At 74.2% G+C, this 20,029-nt stretch carries 18 protein-coding genes, 7 tRNA genes and 1 pseudogene; 14 read left to right on the top strand and 12 right to left on the bottom strand.

The features are described from left to right. The first annotated feature begins 873 nt into the window (after positions 1-873). Together ACFWUQ_RS14915 and ACFWUQ_RS14910 are read left to right on the top strand one after the other, a co-directional pair. Positions 874-1,683: a phosphotransferase family protein gene (locus ACFWUQ_RS14915; RefSeq protein ID WP_384537768.1), complete on the top strand. Its 810-nt coding sequence runs from the start codon at positions 874-876 to the stop codon at positions 1,681-1,683. Positions 1,684-1,748: 65 nt separating this feature from the next. After that, on the top strand, positions 1,749-2,057 hold the full coding sequence (locus tag ACFWUQ_RS14910; protein ID WP_384537765.1) for a zf-TFIIB domain-containing protein: 309 nt from the start codon (positions 1,749-1,751) through the stop codon (positions 2,055-2,057). A 109-nt stretch (positions 2,058-2,166) separates the two neighbouring features. Here the strand turns inward: ACFWUQ_RS14910 and ACFWUQ_RS14905 are convergent. The 5 genes from ACFWUQ_RS14905 to ACFWUQ_RS14885 form a co-directional block, all read right to left on the bottom strand. After that, positions 2,167-2,241, bottom strand: a tRNA-Val gene (locus ACFWUQ_RS14905). A 76-nt stretch (positions 2,242-2,317) separates the two neighbouring features. Continuing rightward, positions 2,318-2,389: transfer RNA gene (locus ACFWUQ_RS14900), tRNA-Val, on the bottom strand. 19 nt (positions 2,390-2,408) lie between these two features. Next, a tRNA-Val gene (locus ACFWUQ_RS14895) sits at positions 2,409-2,480 on the bottom strand. A 1-nt stretch (position 2,481) separates the two neighbouring features. Continuing rightward, positions 2,482-2,555 (bottom strand) — tRNA-Cys (locus ACFWUQ_RS14890). 38 nt (positions 2,556-2,593) lie between these two features. Continuing rightward, a tRNA-Gly gene (locus ACFWUQ_RS14885) sits at positions 2,594-2,666 on the bottom strand. 180 nt (positions 2,667-2,846) lie between these two features. On the opposite strand from ACFWUQ_RS14885, the gene ACFWUQ_RS14880 reads away from it, so the two are divergent. From ACFWUQ_RS14880 to ACFWUQ_RS14870, 3 genes are all read left to right on the top strand, one after another. Then, a complete protein-coding gene (locus ACFWUQ_RS14880; protein WP_384537763.1) occupies positions 2,847-3,908 on the top strand; it encodes a chorismate-binding protein in 1,062 nt (353 codons plus the stop codon). A gap of 15 nt (positions 3,909-3,923) precedes the next feature. Beyond that, positions 3,924-4,745: an aminotransferase class IV gene (locus ACFWUQ_RS14875; protein ID WP_384537760.1), complete on the top strand. Its 822-nt coding sequence runs from the start codon at positions 3,924-3,926 to the stop codon at positions 4,743-4,745. A gap of 139 nt (positions 4,746-4,884) precedes the next feature. Then, positions 4,885-5,709 carry a GNAT family N-acetyltransferase gene (locus tag ACFWUQ_RS14870; RefSeq protein WP_384537757.1) on the top strand — a complete coding sequence of 275 codons (825 nt, stop codon included), beginning with the start codon at positions 4,885-4,887 and terminating at the stop codon, positions 5,707-5,709. Here the strand turns inward: ACFWUQ_RS14870 and ACFWUQ_RS14865 are convergent. Further along, positions 5,706-6,215, bottom strand: coding sequence for a DsbA family protein (locus ACFWUQ_RS14865; protein ID WP_384537755.1), 510 nt, complete (start codon positions 6,213-6,215; stop codon positions 5,706-5,708). The two genes, ACFWUQ_RS14870 and ACFWUQ_RS14865, sit on opposite strands and share 4 nt — an antisense overlap. Positions 6,216-6,419: 204 nt before the next feature. Between ACFWUQ_RS14865 and ACFWUQ_RS14860 the strand changes: the two genes are divergently transcribed. Together ACFWUQ_RS14860 and ACFWUQ_RS14855 are read left to right on the top strand one after the other, a co-directional pair. After that, positions 6,420-6,854, top strand: coding sequence for a hypothetical protein (locus tag ACFWUQ_RS14860; RefSeq protein WP_384537752.1), 435 nt, complete (start codon positions 6,420-6,422; stop codon positions 6,852-6,854). Positions 6,855-6,943: 89 nt separating this feature from the next. Further along, entirely contained in the window at positions 6,944-7,117 is a 174-nt protein-coding gene (locus ACFWUQ_RS14855) for a hypothetical protein (RefSeq protein ID WP_384537750.1), read from the top strand. A gap of 57 nt (positions 7,118-7,174) precedes the next feature. On the opposite strand, the pseudogene ACFWUQ_RS14850 reads toward ACFWUQ_RS14855, so the two are convergent. After that, a pseudogene (locus ACFWUQ_RS14850) lies at positions 7,175-7,723 on the bottom strand (CGNR zinc finger domain-containing protein); the annotation flags it as partial. 198 nt (positions 7,724-7,921) lie between these two features. Continuing rightward, a complete protein-coding gene (locus ACFWUQ_RS14845; RefSeq protein WP_030011909.1) occupies positions 7,922-8,335 on the bottom strand; it encodes an SsgA family sporulation/cell division regulator in 414 nt (137 codons plus the stop codon). Between the two features lie 177 nt (positions 8,336-8,512). Here ACFWUQ_RS14845 and ACFWUQ_RS14840 point away from each other — a divergent pair, with 177 nt between their 5' ends. Next, positions 8,513-9,052: a TIGR02611 family protein gene (locus tag ACFWUQ_RS14840; protein WP_384537747.1), complete on the top strand. Its 540-nt coding sequence runs from the start codon at positions 8,513-8,515 to the stop codon at positions 9,050-9,052. Positions 9,053-9,109: 57 nt separating this feature from the next. Beyond that, positions 9,110-9,181 (top strand) — tRNA-Val (locus tag ACFWUQ_RS14835). A 50-nt stretch (positions 9,182-9,231) separates the two neighbouring features. On the opposite strand, the gene ACFWUQ_RS14830 is transcribed toward ACFWUQ_RS14835, so the two are convergent. Then, a complete protein-coding gene (locus ACFWUQ_RS14830; protein ID WP_384537744.1) occupies positions 9,232-11,580 on the bottom strand; it encodes an SCO7613 C-terminal domain-containing membrane protein in 2,349 nt (782 codons plus the stop codon). Positions 11,581-11,721: 141 nt separating this feature from the next. On the opposite strand from ACFWUQ_RS14830, the gene ACFWUQ_RS14825 reads away from it, so the two are divergent. After that, positions 11,722-11,793: transfer RNA gene (locus ACFWUQ_RS14825), tRNA-Val, on the top strand. Between the two features lie 73 nt (positions 11,794-11,866). Here the strand turns inward: ACFWUQ_RS14825 and ACFWUQ_RS14820 are convergent. After that, positions 11,867-12,592, bottom strand: a complete 726-nt coding sequence (locus tag ACFWUQ_RS14820; RefSeq protein ID WP_384537742.1) for a 3'-5' exonuclease — start codon at positions 12,590-12,592, stop codon at positions 11,867-11,869. A gap of 219 nt (positions 12,593-12,811) precedes the next feature. Here ACFWUQ_RS14820 and ACFWUQ_RS14815 point away from each other — a divergent pair, with 219 nt between their 5' ends. Together ACFWUQ_RS14815 and ACFWUQ_RS14810 are read left to right on the top strand one after the other, a co-directional pair. After that, positions 12,812-13,414: a DUF4365 domain-containing protein gene (locus ACFWUQ_RS14815; RefSeq protein ID WP_384537739.1), complete on the top strand. Its 603-nt coding sequence runs from the start codon at positions 12,812-12,814 to the stop codon at positions 13,412-13,414. After that, complete coding sequence (locus ACFWUQ_RS14810; protein ID WP_384537736.1) at positions 13,414-14,637, top strand: hypothetical protein; 1,224 nt, start codon at positions 13,414-13,416, stop codon at positions 14,635-14,637. Before ACFWUQ_RS14815 ends, ACFWUQ_RS14810 begins: the two co-directional genes overlap by 1 nt. Positions 14,638-14,680: 43 nt before the next feature. Here ACFWUQ_RS14810 and ACFWUQ_RS14805 read toward each other — a convergent pair whose 3' ends face one another. Further along, the gene (locus ACFWUQ_RS14805; protein WP_384537734.1) at positions 14,681-15,193 is read right to left on the bottom strand and encodes a GNAT family N-acetyltransferase; all 513 of its coding nucleotides are present in this window, start codon (positions 15,191-15,193) and stop codon (positions 14,681-14,683) included. 374 nt (positions 15,194-15,567) lie between these two features. Between ACFWUQ_RS14805 and thrS the strand changes: the two genes are divergently transcribed. Both thrS and ACFWUQ_RS14795 read left to right on the top strand, forming a co-directional pair. Further along, the gene (thrS, locus tag ACFWUQ_RS14800; protein WP_384537731.1) at positions 15,568-17,544 is read left to right on the top strand and encodes a threonine--tRNA ligase; all 1,977 of its coding nucleotides are present in this window, start codon (positions 15,568-15,570) and stop codon (positions 17,542-17,544) included. Between the two features lie 70 nt (positions 17,545-17,614). Continuing rightward, the gene (locus ACFWUQ_RS14795) at positions 17,615-18,175 is read left to right on the top strand and encodes an HIT family protein (RefSeq protein ID WP_384537728.1); all 561 of its coding nucleotides are present in this window, start codon (positions 17,615-17,617) and stop codon (positions 18,173-18,175) included. An 88-nt stretch (positions 18,176-18,263) separates the two neighbouring features. Here the strand turns inward: ACFWUQ_RS14795 and ACFWUQ_RS14790 are convergent, their stop codons facing one another. Further along, positions 18,264-19,931 carry a hypothetical protein gene (locus ACFWUQ_RS14790; RefSeq protein WP_384537727.1) on the bottom strand — a complete coding sequence of 556 codons (1,668 nt, stop codon included), beginning with the start codon at positions 19,929-19,931 and terminating at the stop codon, positions 18,264-18,266. Between the last annotated feature and the right edge of the window lie 98 nt (positions 19,932-20,029).

Below are 20,029 nucleotides of genomic sequence, written 5' to 3'. Positions count from 1 at the left end.
CGCCGTGCCTGCTCCGGGCCCGGCCGCCGCCGGGCCTGCTCCGCGCCCGGCCGCCGCCGCGCCCGCGCCCGGTCGCCGAAGCGTCCCGCTGACCCCCGCGGTGGGCTCCGGTTCCCGCCCCTGCGCCGCGCCGGGATTTCCGTAGGCTGCTTCCGAGAGGAGGTGCACGGATCCGTGATGCCCCAGGACGACGCCGCCCGGCGGCGGGTGCCCGCAGCGCCCCAGCCCCTGCCCGCCGCGCTCGCGGCCTATGCCACCGCCCGCCCCCGTGCGCCGTACGTGCTGCTCGCCGACCGGGACGACGCGACCGTGGTCCGCTGCGGCGAACTCGTCGCCAAGGCCCACGCCGGGGACGCCGACCCCGAGGACCTCGCCGTACGGCTGCGGATCGCCGCACACCGCTCTCTCGCCGGGGTGCTCCTCGCCCCGCTGCCGGGCGGGGGCGGCCTCCTGAGGGGCAGGCCCGTCTCCGTCTGGCCCTACGGAGCGCCGGTGGATCCGGAGCGGCCCGAGGACGCCCCCTGGGAGGAGGCGGCCCGTCTCCTCGCAGCCCTGCACCGGACTCCGCTCGACACCCTCCCGGGCCCGCTGCCCCCCATGCGCGGCCCGGCCAAGGTGGCCCGCGCCCTCCACCGTTTGAACCGTGCCGTTCCGCTCCTCGTCCCGCGCCAGGACCCCGCCTTCGCCCCTACGGGCGCATCCACCCCGGCGGACTCCCGGATCCCCACCCCCGACGGCGCCCTCGCCGTACCCGCCCCGGGCCCCGACGGGCTCCCCGGCGCCGGGGCGTTCGGTACCCGGGCCTCCACCGGCGCGGGGCCCGGCCCCCATGCCGATGGGAGCCGCGGCAACCCGGCCGGCCCCGTACCCGACATGGATTCCACCGCGGACGCCCCCGCGCCCGGAACCCCCACGGCCTCCGGCCCCCGCGCCGACGGGAGCGGACCGCGTACGCAAGACGGGAGCCGGCCGCGCACGCCAGACGGGAACGGACCGCGCACGCAAGACGGGAGCCGACCGCGCCCGCCAGGCAGAAACGGACCGCGCACGCCAGGGGGAAACGGACCGCTTACGGAAGACGGGAACGGACCGCGTACGGAAGACGGGAGCCGACCGCGCACGCCAGACGGAAACGGACCGCGTACGGAAGACGGGAACGGACCGCGTACGGAAGGGGACGGGCGGCCTACGGAGCGGGACGTGCGGGCCGTGTGGGCCGCCGCGAGGACACTGCCGCCGTGGGCGCGGGGGGAGGCGGCCGCGCCCGAGGGCGGGGCGCTCTGCCACGGCGACCTGCACCTGGGGCAGTTGGTGCGCCACCCGGCCCCCGACGGGGCCTGGCTCCTCATCGACGTCGACGACCTCGGCCTAGGCACCCCCGCCTGGGACCTCGCCCGCCCCGCCGCCTGGTACGCCGCCGGTCTGCTCGACACCGCCACCTGGCTGCGGTTCCTCGACGCCTACCGGTCCGCGGGCGGCCCGGCGGCCGGCCCGCCCGGCTCCGACCCCTGGCCGGAACTGGACCTCGCCGCCCGCGCCCTCACCGTCCAGACGGCGGCTCTGGCGGTGGCCAAAGCCGCCGAGCGCGACCGCCGACTCGAAGACGTGGAGCGGCTGATGGTGGACGCCTGCGCGCGAATGGCGGCGCTCCCGCCCGACTTGGAGTCCATGCCCCCGTCGTAGGGTGGGCCTCCCGCCACTGGGCATGCATCCGGTGGTGACGGCGACGGCGAGGAGTTGATCCGGTCATGCAGTGTCCGAAGTGTCACGCGATCATGCACACCTACAACCGCAACGGGGTCCAGATAGAGCAGTGCAGCGGCTGCCGGGGCATCTTCCTCGACTACGGCGAGTTGGAGGCGCTGACCCGACTGGAGTCCCAGTACACCTCCCAGCAGTACGGGCAGGTCCCGCCGCCCGCGGCGCCCCCGGCTCCCTACCCGGCCCCGCACGCCGCCCCCGCCCCCGCCTGGGGAGCCCCGCAGCACGGCGGCCACGGCGGCCACGGTCACGGACACCACCGCGGCGGCTTCGGCCGGATGCTCTTCTCCTCCTGAGTCACCGCCCCGGCGCCGGCCCGCCCACCGCGCGTCGGCCCGGCGCCGGCCGCCCCGGCGCCGGGAACGCGGAAGCCCCCGGCCGTAGAGACGGCCGGGGGCTTCCGGGTGGTGCGCGATACTGGGATTGAACCAGTGACCTCTTCCGTGTCAGGGAAGCGCTCTCCCGCTGAGCTAATCGCGCGGGAACCACGGCGTCGAAGCCGCAGGTCGATCAAGTGGGCAGGCCCTGAGGGCGTGCCGGTACTGCGTGTACTGCGTGCGCGATACTGGGATTGAACCAGTGACCTCTTCCGTGTCAGGGAAGCGCTCTCCCGCTGAGCTAATCGCGCGGGGATCCTCGCGGACCAGTGGACGATACTGGGATTGAACCAGTGACCTCTTCCGTGTCAGGGAAGCGCTCTCCCGCTGAGCTAATCGTCCTTGGAGGTGGAGACGGGATTTGAACCCGTGTAGACGGCTTTGCAGGCCGTTGCCTCGCCTCTCGGCCACTCCACCATGGAGCTGCGGGGGTTCCGGGAAGATCCCCCACTTCGAGCGGACGACGAGACTCGAACTCGCGACATCCACCTTGGCAAGGTGGTGCTCTACCAACTGAGCTACGTCCGCAGGTCACCGTGCTCGCTCCGGGGGTTTGCCCCTTCGCTCCCTGGCGACGTGTTGAACTCTAGCGGATTCCCGGGCCAGCTCAAAAACGCGTTTCCGCAGCGTGCTGCCGCTCGATCACCGGCGGTCACCCGGGTGTCACCGCACCGGCGCCGCCGCGTCACCGGTCATAGACTCGCAGCCGTGCACGACCTGCCTCCCCTGGCCCGCTTCGGCGGCCTCCTCGCGACCGACCTCCGGGACGTCACCAGTGATCCCGCCGCCCTCGACTCCACCGGGTTCTGGGCGGTGTCCGCCGACTTCGAGGGGCGGCTGACCTGCGCGCGCTTCGGGGACATACGCCCCGACCGGGTCCCCGCCCCGGTCCCCGGCGCCTGGCGCGGCCCCGACCCGGACGACTGGACGTCCTCGCTCGACCGGGCCGCGTACGTCTCGGGCGTCCGCCGGATCCGCGCCCACATCGCCGCCGGCGAGGTCTACCAGGCCAACCTGTGCCGGGTGATGTCCGCGCCGCTGCCCGATCCGGGCGGGGCCGATGTGGACGCCCTCACCGCCCTCCTCGCGCGCGGCAACCCCGCGCCCTACGCAGGAACGATTCGGCTACCGGCCCACGGCGTCGAGATCGCCACCGCCTCCCCGGAGCTCTTCCTCCGCCGCGCGGGCCGCCGCGTCGAGTCGGGCCCCATCAAGGGCACCGGCCGCACCGTCGCCGACCTGCTCCCCAAGGACCACGCCGAGAACGTGATGATCGTGGACCTCGTACGCAACGACCTCGGCCGCGTCTGCGCCACCGGCTCCGTCACGGTCCCCGAACTGTGCGCGGTGGAGGAGCACCCGGGACTGGTGCACCTCGTCTCCACCGTCAGCGGGGAGCTCGCGCCCGGCGCCGGCTGGCCGGAGCTGTTCGCCGCCGCCTTCCCGCCCGGCTCGGTCACCGGCGCGCCCAAGTCCTCCGCGCTGCGGATCATCGCCGCCCTGGAGACCGCCCCGCGCGGCCCGTACTGCGGCGGTATCGGCTGGGTGGACGCGGACCGGGGCACCGGCGAGCTCGCCGTCGGCATCCGCACCTTCTGGATCGACCGCGAGGCCCCCGGCGGCCCGCGGCTGCTCTTCGGCACCGGAGCCGGTATCACCTGGGGCTCCGACCCCGACCGCGAGTGGGCGGAAACCGAACTGAAGGCCGCCCGCCTGCTGCGGGTAGCGTCAGGGGCCCATGAGGTGACCGGCACCCCTGGGACGGGATGAGCGGAGGGACCGTACGTGAGGATCTGGCTCGACGGAGCACTGCGGGACGCGGACAGCGCGCAGGTGTCCGTGTTCGACCACGGGCTGACCGTGGGAGACGGCGTGTTCGAGACGCTCAAGGCGCAGCGCGGTGAGGCCTTCGCGCTCACCCGCCACCTGGAGCGCCTGACCCGCTCGGCCCGCGGCCTCGGCCTGCCCGACCCGGACCTCGACGAGGTGCGCCGCGCCTGCGCCGCCGTCCTGGAGGCCGACCCCGTCCCGCTCGGGCGGCTGCGCGTCACCTACACCGGCGGCCGCTCCCCGCTGGGCTCGGAGCGCGGCGACGGCCGCCCCACCTTGATCGCCGCCGTCGCGGAGTCCGCCCGGCGCCCGGACACCACCGCCGTCGTCACGGTGGACTGGGTCCGCAACGAGCGGTCCGCCGTGGCCGGCCTGAAGACCACCTCGTACGCCGAGAACGTCGTCGCGCTCGCCGCCGCCCACCGGGCCGGAGCCTCGGAGGCGCTCTTCGCGAACACCGTCGGCCGCCTCTGCGAGGGCACCGGCTCCAACGTCTTCGTCGTCATCGACGGCGAGCTGCACACCCCGCCGGTGGCCTCCGGCTGCCTGGCCGGGATCACCCGCGCCCTCGTCGTCGACTGGTCGGGCGCGAAGGAGACCGATCTGCCCTTCGAGGCGCTGGACGAGGCGCAGGAGGTGTTCCTGACCTCCTCGCTGCGCGACGTGCAGGCTGTCCTGCGGATCGACGGCCGCGAGCTCGGCGCCTCGCCGGGGCCGGTCACGACCGAGGCGATGCGGACCTTCGCGGCACGCGCCGCCGCCGACCTCGACCCGTAGGCCGCCGAGAAGAGGCCCCCCGAGGGACCTGCCGCGGCACCCGTCGCAGGACTCGCCGCGGGAGCCGCCGGTCCGGTCCGGCCGGCGGAGGCGGTCCCGGCGCTGTCCTCGCGGCCGCCGGGCGGGTAGAACTCGACGGATGACCACCACCCTGCGGCCGTCCGGGCCGCTTCAGCAGACCAGCGGCGGGGCGCGCTCGCGCCCGTACGAGATCCGCGTCAACAGCCGGCCCGTCGGCGCCCTGGTGATCGCGTCGGACACGCCCTTCGGCCCGAGCGTCGGGGAGATCCGCGACCTGCTGGTCGAGGAGCCCGACCGGCGGCGCGGCCGGGCCACCGTGGCCGCGCTGGCGGCCGAGGAAGTGCTGCGCGGCTGGGGCTGCCGCCGGGTCCGGGCCTCGGTGCCGGCCGGCTCGGCGGGCGGCCTGCGGCTCGCGGCGGCCCTCGGTTACACCGAGTACAGCCGCACCATGGACAAGGAGCTCCCGCCCGAGCCGCCCGCCCTGTCCGAGGGCGTCCTGGCCCGGCCGATGACCGCCGCGGAGTACGAGGACTGGCAGGCGGGCGCGATCGAGGGCTACGCCGCCGACTGGGTCGGCCGCGGCATGTCCACGGAGGCCGCCCGCGCGAAGTCGCTGGCGGACCACGAGGCGCTGCTGCCCCGGGGGCAGGACACCCCCGGCGTCACCCTCACGGTCCTGGAGGCGGCCGGCGCGCTCGTCGGCCACCTGTGGCTGGCGGCGCGCGGGGAGGGCTCGTACGTCTACGACGTCGTCGTCGACCCCGCGCACCGCAACCGCGGGTACGGCCGCGACCTGATGCTGCTCGCGGAGGGCCAGGCCCTCGCCGCGGGCCACCGCTCCCTGGGGCTGCACGTCTTCACCGACAACACCCCGGCCCTGCGGCTGTACGAGTCGCTCGGCTACCGCCCGACGAGCTTCAACTACGCCAAGGACCTGCTCTAGGCGCCGTCGGTAGGAGCGGCCAGCAGCCGGTCGACGATCTCCTCGACGCGGGCGCGCAGGCCGTCCTGGCTCGCGCCGCCGTCGAGGCGCTCGCCGCCGATCACGTACGTCGGGGTCCCGGTCACACCGATCGCCTTGCCCTCGGCCTGGTCGGCGTCGACGATCAGGATGTGCCGCCCGTCGATCAGCGCCGTGTCGAACTCCTCGACGTCCAGGCCCAGTTCACGCGCCACGTCGAGCAGGACCGGCTCGCCCCGCTCGCCCAGCTCGGCGGTGCGCGCCAGCACGGCCTCCGCGTAGGGCCAGCCCAGCCCCTGCTCGACGGCCTCCTCGGCGGCCTGGGCCGCGGCGAAGGAGTGCTTGTGCTTGTCCAGGGGGAAGTGGCGCAGCCGGATGTCCAGCCGGTCGCCGTAGCGGGCCCGCAGGGCGCGCACGTCGTCCAGGGCGTGGTGGCAGTCCGGGCACTGGAGTTCGCACCAGACGTCGAGGATCACGGAATCGGTCATACGGACAGTCTCCCAGCCGCGCGCGCCCGGCCCGACCGGCACCTGGGGAGGAGGCGGGACCCGGAGATGTCCCGGAGATCCGCTCCGGGGCCGGACCGGGCGTGGCCCGTACGGCGGTACCCGGTGCAGGATGGACGGGACGGATGGTCGTGGACCGCGGACATCCGCCCGAGCGCCGAGATCCGCCGAGAACCGGAGGGCAGCATGATCGCCGAGACCGTATGTGCAGCCGTGTCCGCGGCGGGCCTGGGCGTCGCGGCGCTGACCGCGTACCGCAAGCGTTTCCGGACGGCCGTGCGGATCGCCGCGTACGCGCTGGTGCCGATCGGCCTGGTGCTGACGGGCGCCGTGGCGTGGGTGTCCGGAATGATCTTCAACCCGGCCGTGTGGGCCGGCTTCGGCCTGCTGGGCCTTGCCTGGCTGCTCCTCGTCGTCACCCGCGCCGCGGAGCGCCGGGCCGCCGGCCGGGCGGTCGAGGGGGCCCCGGTGCGGGGCGCGGTGGCTCCTGCCGCCTCGCGGCCGGCGACGGGTCCGGGTGCCGCGCCGCCCCGTTCCGTCGACCGCGGGGCCCGGAAGGACGCTCCGGCGGGGGAGGACTTCTCCGACATCGAGGCGATCCTGAAGAAGCACGGCATCTGAACGGGGCCCACGAGATCGGGCGAACTGCCGCCCCGGAATTGGCGTGTTGAGTCCCGTACGGTGGTGCGCTGCGCCATCATCGGCCCGACATGCCCGATACCCCGCACACGGTCCCGCCGCTGCCCGCGCAGGCGCCCGCCCCTGTCGTGGAGGAGCCGCGAGGCTGCCTCTTCGCCCTCTCCCAGCCGCCCCTGATGATCTTCCTAGGAGTGATCGGCACCTTGCTGCTGCTGGCCGCCGTGCACGACCTCTTCATGCTCTGAGGGCTCGGCGCCCACCGGCTGCCCGGTGGGCCGCGGATGCTCCGGCGCGCCCGTGTCCGCCTCCTTGCGCCGCGCCCGGTACGCGGCCACGTGCAGCCGGTTTCCGCAGGTCCGGCTGTCGCAGTAGCGGCGCGAGCGGTTGCGGGACAGGTCCACGAAGGCCCTGCGGCAGTCGGGGGCCTCGCAGCGGCGGAGCCGCTCCTGCTCCCCGGAGACCACGATGAAGGCCAGTGCCATGCCGCCGTCGGCCGCCAGGTGGTCGCCGACCGACGCGCCCGGCGCGAAGTAGTGCACGTGCCAGTCGTAGCCGTCGTGGTCGGTCAGCTGCGGGGTGGTGCCGGCCGTGGCCACCAGCTCGTTGACCAGTGCGGCCGCCGCACGCGAGTTCGGTGCCGCGAAGATCTGCGCGAACTTGCCCCGAACCGTCCGCACCCCGGCCAGGTCGCGGGCGCCGAGCTCGCCGACGTCGCTGATCGCGTACTCCTGGACGAAGGCGCGCAGCGCGCCGATGTCCGCCAGCCCGTCGGGCTGGTCGGTCTCGGCCGCGGTGTTCACCAGCGCGACGACGACGTCGAGCGCGCGACGGGTGTCGTGGGGGATCTGCACGGGGTCTCCCTCAGGGGGCGGGCCTGCGACGACTGGGCCTGCCGTCGCTGGGGGCCGACTCTAGCGGGTCCCCTGAACGCGCACCGGCGCCGTCCGCGCGGGTGGCTTCCGCGGGAACAGCGCCGGTCACGCGTATGTGGTTGTCCAGCCCGCACCGTCGCCCCGAGTCGGACGGTGTCGAGCGGCTGTAGGCCTGGCTCAGCTTTCGGCCAGGATGTGGGAGAGCTCCTTGTCGAGGTCGAAGTGCCGGTGCTCGGTCCCGGGTGGAACCGCGGCGTCCGTCCGCTTGAGGAACGATTCGAGTGCTCGCGCGGGTGCTTCGAGCAGTGCTTCTCCCTCCGGTGAGCTCAGGGCGATGCAGACGACGCCCTGACCGTGGCTGCGGGACGGCCAGACGCGGACGTCGCCGGTACCGGTGGGCCGGTGGAGACCCTCCGCGAGGAGGTCGCGGGCGAATACCCATTCGACCGTCTCCTCGGCGCCGGTGTGGAAGGTGGCGTGCACGGCGTAGGGGTCGGCCGTGTCATACCGCAGGCCCGCGGGAACAGGCAGTGAGGACTCGCTCGACACAACGAGGCGCAGGTGCAGCTCGCAGCTGACCGTGGTGTTCATAAGCGCCAGGGCCTTTCGCTCAGTGTGCGCTCGGGGATTCGCACGTCGGCGAAATCGACATGCCACCTACGGTGCCGTTGTAAACCCCTCTGACCGTTTTGCGGACCTCTGGGTCCCTCGGACGGCGGATCCAAACGGTCGTTCGCGTGTGCTTCCGGCTCGGGTAGATTCGGAGTCATGAATACGGGGAGTGACCGCGGGACCGACGCGTCCGCAGCCGATGAATCCGCGAAGCGGACCGGGGAAGCCACCGGAGTGACCGCCGGGGACGCCGCCGGCGTGGACGCGGGGCGGACCGCCGGGGAAACGGCGGGCGGGGAAGCCGCCGCAGCCGCCGACGAGGAGCAGCACGTGTCCAAGGCGCCGGCCTTCATCAAGGCCCGCCGGAGCCTGCACCTGAGCTGGCAGGTCGGCGTCTTCGTCGTCGGCCTCGCCGTGATCGGGGCGGGCGTCGCCATGCTGGTCCTGCCCGGACCGGGCTGGGTGGCGATCTTCGCGGGCCTCGCGATCTGGGCCACCGAGTTCGCCTGGGCCCACCTCGTGCTGCGCTGGACCAAGCGCAAGGTCACCGAGGCGGCCCAGAAGGCGCTCGACCCGAAGGTCCGCCGCCGCAACATCATCCTGACGACCGTCGGCCTCGTCGTCGCGGGCGCCCTGATCGGCTTCTACCTGTGGAAGTACGGGCTCGTGCTGCCCTGGAACCTCGCCGGCCAATAGCGGACCGGACGTGGTCGAGGAGCGCCGCTGACATGCGGTAATGTTTGCGGTGCGTCCGGGCGATTAGCTCAGTGGGAGAGCACTTCGTTCACACCGAAGGGGTCACTGGTTCGAACCCAGTATCGCCCACCCGGACCAGAGGCCTGGAGACTTTTCACAGTCTCCGGGCCTCTGGCGTTTCACCGGAGCCGGCCGATCGCGTCCCGCAGCCTGCGGGCGTCGCGCAGCCGCTTCTCGTACGTCGCGCCGACCGCCAGCAGCAGCACGCCCGCCAGCGCCGGCGGCACCCAGCGCGGCAGCGCCCCCGCGAGCTGGGCCACGTACGGCGCCAGCTCGTGCAGCGCCACCGCCGCGAGCACCGCTCCGCCGAGCAGGAGCGGCGCCTGCAGCCGCCGGTGGGCGCCCACCAGGGTCACGGCCAGCGCGCACAGCCCCAGCAGCAGCGGCCGCGACCAGTGCGCGGCCCCCGCCGGCTCCGTGCCCCAGACGGCCAGCAGGCTCGGCAGCAGGGTCGCCGCCAGGCCCGGGCCGTACGCCGTCCAGGACGAGGCGTTCGAGTCCCCGCGCCGGCGCAGCAGGCCCACCACGAGGGCGGGCACCGTCACGGGCAGGGTGTACGCCTCCGGGGTGGTGACCCCGGCCTCCGCCAGCCGGACCCACGTCGCCGCCACGAACAGCGCCCCCGCCGCCCAGCCCGCACGGCGCCGCTCCACCCGTACGGCGGCCCCCGCGCAGACCACCCCGGCCAGCGCCAGGACCAGGGCGAGCGTCCCCGCGCGCCCGGCAGACAGGGCCACCGCCAGCGCCCCGGCCCCGGCCGCCGCGCTCTCGGCCGACAGCCGTACGGGCCCCAGCGCGGGCCCGAGCGCCACCACCACCGCCGGGACGGCCAGCACCGGCAGCGCCCACCAGGCCACCGCGAGGTCCGCCACCGCGCCCACCGCCACCAGCAGGCCCGTGGCGTACGCGACCGCGCACGCGGCGGCCCCGGACCGGAGCGGGCCGGGAGCCCGCCCGTACGCCGCTACCGCGGCGCAGCCCGCGCCCAGCAGCCCCCAGACCGCGAAGGTGGCCGTTCGGCCGTCCAGCGCGCCCAGGGACACGTTCGCGGCGCCCGCCAGCGCGCACACCGCCGCCGTGGCGCGGACGCCCCGGCCGGTGGAGCGCACCGCGAGGAGGCCGGCCGCGCCCGTCACCGCCAGCTGCGCCGCGAACACGACCGCGACCGGGAATCCCAGCAGCACCGGGGCCGTGAACAGCCCCGACCAGGCCAGCGCGACCGCCACCGCTCCCGGCTCCGGGCGCGTGAGCGCCCGGCCCAGCCACCAGGAGGCGCCCGCAGCGATCAGCAGCGTCAGCGGCACCGCCGCCCCCGGCCAGTACGCGCCCCGGGCGGGAGTCGTCGCCGCCCACACCTCGTCCAGCACCCCGACCCGGGCCAGCAGCGAGGGCGCCACCGCCGAGCAGGCCGCCAGCGCCGCCAGGCCGGCCACCGCCGCGCCCGCCAGAGCCAGGCCGCGCCGTACCTGCGCCGGCAGCGCGGGTACCCGTACCGCCGCCAGCAGCGGCAGCGCCGCCAGCAGGTGCGCGACCACCGCCCAGCCCGGGTCCAGGGCTGGCCGCGCCACCCCGCCCAGCGCCACCACCCATGCCGTCCCGGCCGCCACTGCCGCGGCCGAGGCGCGCGGCTCCCGCCACGCCGCCGCCACCCCGAGGGCCGCGCCCGCCAGCAGCAGAACCGCCGGGGCCAGGGCCTGACCCACCGAGCCCGCCGACCAGGACTGCGCCGCCCCGACCAGCAGGACGCCCGCACCGAGCACGGCCGCCGCGACCACCGCCGGGACGGCCGCCGCCCGGACCCGGGACGCCGCCGCCGCGTCCAGCGCGGCCGTCGCCAGCAGGGCCCAGCCCACCGCCACCGGCCCCGCACCGGCGGCCAGCGCCGCCAGCGGCAGCGGGAACTGCGCCGCCAGCAGCGCCGCGGGCAGCGGGAGCCGCAGCGCGCCCAGCCCCCGCCCGTACCCGGCCCACACCGCCGCCAGGACGAGGGCAGCCCCCGCCGTGTAGGCGGTGCCGTCCGTGCCGGGCAGGCCGACGGCATGCAGCGCGTACGCGTCCAGCACCGTCAGCAGCAGCCCCACCGCCGCCACCGACTCGGCCGTCGAGCGGAGCCCGCGCCGCAGCAGCGCCGCGGGCGCGCCCAACGCCGCCGCCGTCACCGCGGCCAGCGCCACCGAACGCCCCGCGATACCCAAGGACCCCCAGCTGACCAGCGTGAACGCCAGCGCGGCCACGGCCAGCAGGACAGCGCCCAGGGTGAGCAGCACATTCTGCGCGCCGCGGGCCGAGGCCTCCCTCACCGGCCCGGCCGGGGGAGCGGGCCAGCCCGCCGGGGCCGGCGGGGCGTGGTGCGGCAGGCGCAGCAGCCAGTCCCGGCGGTGCAGCAAGTACGACCGCCGGGCATCGAGTTGGACCAGCTCGCGGTCGATGAGCGCCAACTCCTCGGCCGGCGGCAAGGGCATGTTCATAGTGCGGAGTGTGGTGCCCGTCACGCCCCCGGGACATGGGCGTGCGTACTCAGATCCGCCCTGAGTACGACCCTGCGCGCACAGGGCCTGGGAAGCGGTTTGAACCAGCCCCGAGCCTTCTGTATTGTTCAGTCCGTTCCCGGGCGATTAGCTCAGCGGGAGAGCACTTCGTTCACACCGAAGGGGTCACTGGTTCGATCCCAGTATCGCCCACCGGGACAGGCCGGTCCGTCTGCTGACGGACCGGCCTTCCGCATGTTCGGGCCCGGTGCGCCGTCGCCCGCGGCTACGCCGCCGTCGACAGGTCCGGACGCAGCGGCCAGTGCGGGTCCACCGACTCCGGCGTCCCCTGCCGCGCGAACCACGCCTGCAGGCCCCGGGCCTGCGCCGCGTGCCACACCTGCTGCAGCGTGTGCAGTTCGGCCGGGGTCAGCCGCTCCAACCGCCCCGCGAACCGGCGGCCCACCGCCCGGACCAGTTCCAGCGAGGCCAGCGCGTCCGCCGCCGCGTCGTGGGCGCCCTCCAGCTCTATGCCGTAGTGCGCGCACAGGTCCGTCAGCGTCCGGCGGCCCTTGCGGTAGCGGTCCAGGTGCTTGTCCAGCACCCGCGGATCCAGCACCGTCAGCGGCCGGTTGTCCAGGTACCGCGACAGCGAGGAGGCGCGGTGCCGGCGCAACTCCCGGTCCAGCAGCGTCAGATCGAACGGCGCGTTCATCACCACCACCGGACGGCCCGCCACCCGCTGCTCCCCGAGCGCGCGGGCTATCTCCTCCACCACCGGCGCCGGCCAGCGCCCGTGGCGCTGGAGGTGCTCGTCCGTCAGGCCGTGCACCTCCGTGGCCCCCGGGGGGACCGGGATGCCGGGATTGACCAGCCAGCGGGTGGTGCGGACCCGGCCGCCCGCGCACTCCTGCACGATGAGCGCGGCGGACACGATGCGGTCCTGCTCGACGTCCACCCCGGTCGTCTCGGTGTCGAATGCGGCCAGCGGGCCCTCGTACCAGCGTGTCATGGCGAACTCCTCGTCCCCGGTCGGCAGTTGGGGCGCACCCGGGCGCCGCCGCCTCGGAACGTGCCACCCTTGCCCGAAACGGTTGTACCCGGGCTGTTTGCCCCGTACGCCGTTTGCGGGCACCCGGGTGCGGAGACAACAACCGTGGGGGACCGCGTGCATGACCGGTCGTCACCCCGTCCACCACCACGGCAGCCCGGAAGGCATGGGGAGCCGGCCATGGCGCTCACACAGCCCGAACCGGGCGGGGTGCTGGCGGGGCGGATCGATCCGCGGACCGGAGCACCGGACCCGGCGCGGACCGGACCGCTGCGCGGCACACTCGCCACCACCGCCTGTATGGAGACCCTTCAGGTGGGATACCTGCACGCCGTCGCGGCCGCGGCCGGCTGCTCGCTCTCCCAGCCCTTCCCGGACAACGGCATCGACTGGCACGTCAGCCACGGCGCCCCCGAGCACGTCGTCGACGACGAGGTCACCATCAAGGTGCAGTTGAAGGCGACCTACCAGGTGCCACCGCGCCCGGCCGGCCCCACCTTCGGCTTCACCCTCGACAACGAGCACCTGGTCAAGCTGGCCCGCACGCCGGTCGCCGTCCACAAGATCCTCGTCGTGATGCTCGTGCCGAGGGAGCGCGACCAGTGGCTGGCCGCCGGACACGACCGGCTCGACCTGCGGCACTGCTGCTACTGGACCAATCTCGCCGGCCACCCCGTGACCGGCCGGCGCCGGACCACCGTACGGATCCCGACCCTTCGGATCTTCGACGACCGCGCGCTGTGCGAGATCATGACCCGGGTCGGGTCGGGAGGGACACCCTGATGCACCGGTACCCGTCGAACCCCGAGCCACGGCCGTCCGCGGCGTACGGGGACCCCGCCCGCTCCACCGCACCCGACCCCGCCCGGGTCGACCCGGCGGTGCTGGGAGCCCTGCTGCACCGGCACGGCTGGCTGCGCCGGGGCGGGGCCGCCGGCACGTACGGGCGCTGGACACCGCCGGCCGCCCACGGGGGCGGCGCCAGCCTGCTCGTGCCCGAGAGCCGCGCCTTCCCCGACTGCTCCGATCTGCTGGAGGAGGCGCTCACCGCGCTCGCGCGCAGCGGGCTGCCGTCGGCCCGGGAGGTGCTCTACGGGCTCAGCGTGCCGAGCGACGAGGTCCGCTGGGAGCGGGAGATCCCGCCCGGCCGCAACGGGCTGCACGGCGAGGCCGCGTGGACGGTGCAGGAGCAACTGCGTTCGGCCGCGCGGCAGCTGCTGCTCGCGGGGGCGCTCGCGGACCGGGCGAGGGCCGGGTACTACGGCGCCCGCCACCGGGAGAAGGCCGAACGAACCCTGGACGGGGTGCTGGTGGGGCCCGCTCCGGGCGGGCGGCGGCTCACCGCCTTCGTGCCCGTGGACGGCGGCCGGGGCGCGGTGACCCGCCTCCACCACGCCCTGCACGCCACGCGGGAGGCGGTGGACTACCGGCGGGCCACCGGCGGCATGGAGGCCTTCGACGCGGCCGTGCCCGCCGGCGTCAGCCGGGAGCTCGCCCGCGCGCTGATCGCCCTGGTCCGGGGGACCGAGGGGGCCCGTATCTCGCTGGCCTGGGCGCCGGCGGCGGGTGTCCCGGCGGGCTGCGCGGCCCGCCCGGAGCCCGTGGAGTTCTCGCCCGGCGACCTGCCGGTGCTGCGCGAGGCGGCGGCCCGCTTCACCCGCGACGAGCCGGCGGTGCCGGTCCGGATCGCCGGCGCCGTCGTTCGGATGCGCCGCTCGGCCCCCGGCGGCGGGGGCACCGTCCGGCTGCGGGTCCTGGCGGGGGCGGAGGTCCCGTACGTGCGCGCCGCGCTGGACGAGGAGGCGTACCGGGTGGCCGGGCACGCGCACCTGGTGGGGCTGCCGGTGCGGGTCAGCGGGCGGCTGCAGCGCCGGGGCGGCTTCCGGCGGCTCACGGACGCGGTGGACGTGACGCCGGTACCGCTGGACGAGGTGGAACGGGACCGGCTGATGAAGGCGCTGGACGACTCCTTCGACGCGGCGGACGTGCTGCCGTCCGACGAATAGCCGGTCCCGGCGGGGGCGGGGGCGTGGGGCGGGGGCCCGCCGTTCAGGCGCCGGAGGGGCCGCCGTGCGCCTCGCGCGGCGGTCGGGTGAAGGCGGCCATGCGCAGGCCCGGGGCCGGGGAGAAGTCCGCTCCGCGGACGAAGCCCAGACCCGTGTAGAGGCGCAGGGCGGGGGTGTTGTCGGCGCCGGTGGTGACGTGGACCGGGCGGTCCGGGGCGAGTTCGGCCAGCGCGTGCCGCAGGAGCAGGGAGGCGACGCCGCGGCGGAAGTGGGCCGGGGCCACGCAGAGGCGGTCGATGTGGAGGGAGCCGTCGGCCGCCTCCGCCCAGGCGAGGAAGCCGGCGAGGTCCGCGGCCGCGCCGCCGTCCGTGACGACGGCGCCGACCCAGTGCAGGTCCCGCGCCCGCATGTCCGCGAGGGACTCGCGCAGGGCCGGGATGCCGTCGAAGCCGATCAGCTCCGCCTCCACCGCGTACGCGGCCAGGCCGATCCGGTGTACGGCGGAGGCGGTGGCGTCGTCGGTCAGGTCGAGGGGGCGGATCCGGGGGGTGGGCATGCGGGTGCCTTCCGGGGGGTGGCGGGGGTGACGCCCACGCTACCCGCGGGGTGCGGCGGGGTGGGCGGCGGGCAGGGCGGCGGCCTGTGGGACGGGGGCGGTGGGGGCGGGCGGCCCGTGGGGCGGGGCCCCTCCGGGGCGTCTCCTCGGCTCGCGAACCCTGAGCCGGGCCGGTCCGTGGGGCGGGGGTGGGGTCGCTCGGTCTGCGGGGACGTCGCGGAGTCCCCGCCCCGCGGGCGGTGGGTCGGTCCGCGGCGCCGGCCCACCGCCGCGGGTGAGTGCGCGAAATAACCGTTGCGCGGGGTGGCCGGTCGGCTCGGTACGATTCAGGCGCGCAGTGTTCGCTCGCGCACCCCCTGAGTCAGGAGAGACCGGTGTCAGACGTCCGTGTGATCATCCAACGCGATTCCGAGCGGGACGAGCGCGTGGTGGCCACGGGCACTACGGCGGCGGAGCTCTTCGCCGGTGAGCGCACCATCGTCGCCGCGCGCGTGGCGGGGGAGCTCAAGGACCTCGCGTACGAGGTGAAGGACGGCGAGACCGTCGAGCCGGTGGAGATCTCCTCCGAGGACGGCCTGAACATCCTGCGCCACTCCACCGCCCACGTCATGGCGCAGGCCGTGCAGGAGCTCTTCCCCGAGGCCAAGCTGGGCATCGGCCCGCCGGTCCGGGACGGTTTCTACTACGACTTCGACGTGGCCAGGCCCTTCACTCCCGATGACCTGAAGACCATCGAGAAGAAGATGCAGGAGATCCAGAAGCGCGGTCAGCGCTTCTCCCGCCGCGTGGTCACCGACGAGGCGGCCCGCGAGGAGCTCGCCGACGAGCCGTACAAGTTGGAGCTCATCGGCATCAAGGGCTCCGCGTCGACCGACGACGGTGCGAACGTCGAGGTGGGCGGCGGCGAGCTGACCATCTACGACAACCTCGACGCGAAGACCGGCGACCTGTGCTGGAAGGACCTCTGCCGGGGTCCGCACCTGCCCACCACCCGCAACATCCCGGCGTTCAAGCTCATGCGCAACGCGGCCGCCTACTGGCGCGGCAGCGAGAAGAACCCGATGCTCCAGCGCATCTACGGCACCGCGTGGCCCTCCAAGGAGGAGCTCAAGGCGCACCTCGACTTCCTCGCCGAGGCCGAGAAGCGCGACCACCGCAAGCTCGGCAACGAGCTGGATCTCTTTTCCATCCCGGACGAGATCGGCTCCGGCCTGGCCGTCTTCCACCCCCGCGGCGGCATCATCCGCCGGGTCATGGAGGACTACTCGCGCCGCCGGCACGAGGAGGAGGGCTACGAGTTCGTCTACTCCCCGCACGCCACCAAGGGCGCGCTCTTCGAGAAGAGCGGCCACCTGGACTGGTACGCGGAGGGCATGTACCCCCCCATGCAGCTCGACGGTGGTACCGACTACTACCTCAAGCCCATGAACTGCCCGATGCACAACCTGATCTTCGACGCGCGCGGCCGCTCCTACCGTGAACTGCCGCTGCGCCTCTTCGAGTTCGGCACCGTGTACCGGTACGAGAAGTCGGGCGTCGTGCACGGCCTGACCCGCGCCCGCGGTTTCACCCAGGACGACGCGCACATCTACTGCACCCGTGAGCAGATGGCGGAGGAACTCGACCGCACGCTCACCTTCGTGCTGAACCTGCTGCGCGACTACGGTCTGACCGACTTCTACCTGGAGCTGTCGACCAAGGACCCGGAGAAGTTCGTCGGCTCGGACGAGGTCTGGGAGGAGGCGACCGCCGTCCTCCAGCAGGTCGCCGAGAAGCAGGGCCTCCCGCTGACCCCCGACCCGGGCGGCGCCGCCTTCTACGGGCCGAAGATCTCCGTTCAGGCGCGGGACGCCATCGGCCGCACCTGGCAGATGTCGACCGTCCAGCTCGACTTCAACCTGCCGGAGCGCTTCAACCTGGAGTACACCGCGCCCGACGGCTCGCGCCAGCGCCCGGTCATGATCCACCGCGCGCTCTTCGGTTCGATCGAGCGGTTCTTCGCCGTACTGCTGGAGCACTACGCCGGCGCCATGCCGCCGTGGCTCGCCCCGGTCCAGGCGGTCGGCATCCCGATCGGCGACGGCCACGTCGAGTACCTGCGGGAGTTCGCCGCCGAGGCGAAGAAGCAGGGTCTGCGGGTGGAGGTGGACTCCTCGTCCGACCGGATGCAGAAGAAGATCCGCAACCACCAGAAGCTGAAGGTCCCCTTCATGATCATCGTCGGTGACGAGGACATGGCCGCGGGCACCGTCTCCTTCCGCTACCGCGACGGCTCGCAGGAGAACGGCATCGCCAAGGACGAGGCGCTGGCCAAGCTGGCCAAGGTCGTCGCCGACCGCGTCCAGGTCTGACCGTACGGAGCGGGCCCCCGGGAGGCGATCACTTCCCGGGGGCCTTCCTCGTCCCCGCGGGCAAGGTCATATGCTGCATCCCATGACGACTGAGCCGGAGCAGCAGATCGGTGTGGGCACGCAGGACGCGTTCCAGCGTCTGTGGACGCCCCACCGGATGGCCTACATCCAGGGGGAGAACAAGCCGACCGGTCCTGAGGCCGGGGACGGCTGTCCCTTCTGCGGGATTCCGGAGATGTCCGACCAGGACGGGCTGGTCGTCGCCCGGGGCAAGCACGTCTACGCCGTGCTGAACCTGTACCCGTACAACGGCGGCCACCTCATGGTCGTCCCGTACCGGCACGTCGCCGACTACACCGAGCTCGACGCACACGAGACGGCGGAGCTCGCGGACCTCACCAAGCGGGCCATGGTCGCGCTGCGCAAGGCATCCGGAGCACACGGCTTCAACATCGGCATGAACCAGGGCGCGGCCGCCGGCGCCGGGATCGCCGCGCACCTGCACCAGCACATCGTGCCGCGCTGGGGCGGGGACACCAACTTCATGCCCGTCGTCGGGCACACCAAGGTACTGCCGCAACTCCTCGCGGACACCCGCCAGATGCTCGCGGACGCCTGGCCCACCGGCTGACCCGCTCGGCCGGGGTGCGTGCCCCTGGGCGGCGCGCGCCGCGCCCCCCGGGGCCGTTCGGGCGTCGCAGGGGGCCCGAGGACCCCGCCTACGCGTCGTACACGTCGGCCTTGCGCGGGGCCGGCTCCTGGATGAGGCCGCTCATGATCGAGGAGCGGTTGGTGAAGCGGTCGGTGTCCACGCCGTTCTCCTCCAGCACCTTGAACGTCGCCGCGTGCACCGACCGCAGGACCGGTGCCACCGTGCGCAGGGCGTCGTCCGCCATGAACCGGTGGCGCCACATCGATCCCGCCCACACGTGCCGCAGGCCGAAGGGCTCGGGCAGGACCAGCTTGCCGCCGAGGAAGTCGAGGACCGGCGGGTACCAGGTCAGCGGCGCCCGTACGGCGAGGCGGACCACCTCGGTCGCGTCGACCAGGGGGAGCGGGCGCTCCTCCGTCTCCCAGAAGCGGATGCTCTTGGGCACCTCGACCACCGGGGCCTTTGCCTTGGTGGTGAACAGGCCGTGCACGGGTCCCAGCGCGTGCGCGGTGACGTCGACGCGCAGGGTCTTGTAGAGCACGGTGACCGTGACCAGCATGGTGATGACCAGCTGGCCGTCCCAGAGCGGGTACTGGATGCCCAGGTAGTGCCGGTTGCCCGCGCTGAACTGCTGCTCGTTGCAGATCCGGGTGATCTCGTGCGGCTTGATCAGGAACGTGTCGGTGTTCTCACCGGTGGGGCGGGCCACCTCGGCGGCCCCCTCGCCCACCGGGGTGACGATCCAGTGCTGGATGGCGGCGGCCGGGAAGCCGCCGGTGTGCAGGGGGCCGCGCTCCAGCTTGCGCAGCTGGGTGTCGATCGCGCGTATGACGTCCCAGCTGCGGAAGGGGTGGATCTCGGCGCCCTCGGTCCTGGGGGCGAGCTCCTCGGCCATCTGCCAGTTGCCCCAGCGGGTGCCCATGCCGAGTATGCCCTTGGGGCCCGCGTAGAAGACGTGGTTGCTGCGGTCCTCGGCCGTCAGCTTGGCCAGTTGGTGGCGCAGGTCCTCGCGGGCCTTCTCGTCCGGGTTGCCGGGCACGGCCTCCGGGATCTTCGCGCCGACGCCGCCGCCGTCCAGCAGGGCGTCCCAGCGGGAGCGCAGGTCGGCGGCGGTGGACTCGCAGAGCCGGCGCGCGAGGAGCCAGCCCAGCACCGGGGCGATGACCATGCCGCGCAGGTAGAGGCCGAAGAAGCCGGTGAACGGCAGCCGGAACATCAGGACGGCGACCACGATCGCGACACCGACCAGCAGGACGGTTCCGATCCAGGACCCGCGCTTGCCCGAGCCGGAGGACAGGCTCTTGCGCAGCTGGAACAGGCCCAGCCACAGCAGCAGTCCCGGCAGGAAGAGCACGCCGCAGACCAGCATGATCAGCCGGAGCTTCCGGTCGCGCTCCTTGCGGATCCGGGAGGCGGCCAGGCAGTGCTCGACCACGGTCTGCGGGTCGGCGCCGAAGGACTGGATGATCGGCTTGCGGGCCGCGCCCAGGGTGCGGGCCTCGACGGCCCGGCAGAAGGCCTCCCCGAGGTTGGGTTCGAAGAGGGAGATCTTGGCGGGCTTGACCGAAGCCGGATGGTTCTCGCTGTTCGCCCCGAGGATCGAGGCCAGCGCGGTGTCCTTCGCCCCGTCGCGGTACGCGGCGGAGGCGAGGGCGTTCGTCGCCGCCGTCTGCCCGCCGCCGCCCTGGAGGGGAATCTGCGCCCCGGGCCTGAAGTCGAATCCGTCGTCCGCCACCGCTGCCCCCGTCGCTGTGCGTTCGTGCTCTTTGGTGCGCCGATGAGCTTATCGGCGGATCTCGCCCCATGGTCATGGGACAGGGAAATGCCGCCCAC

This window comes from Streptomyces sp. NPDC058662, from assembly GCF_042716255.1.
In the GTDB taxonomy this organism is placed as follows: domain Bacteria; phylum Actinomycetota; class Actinomycetes; order Streptomycetales; family Streptomycetaceae; genus Streptomyces.
Note: the sequence above shows the minus strand (reverse complement) of the source record. Positions and strands in the feature narration are given on the sequence as shown.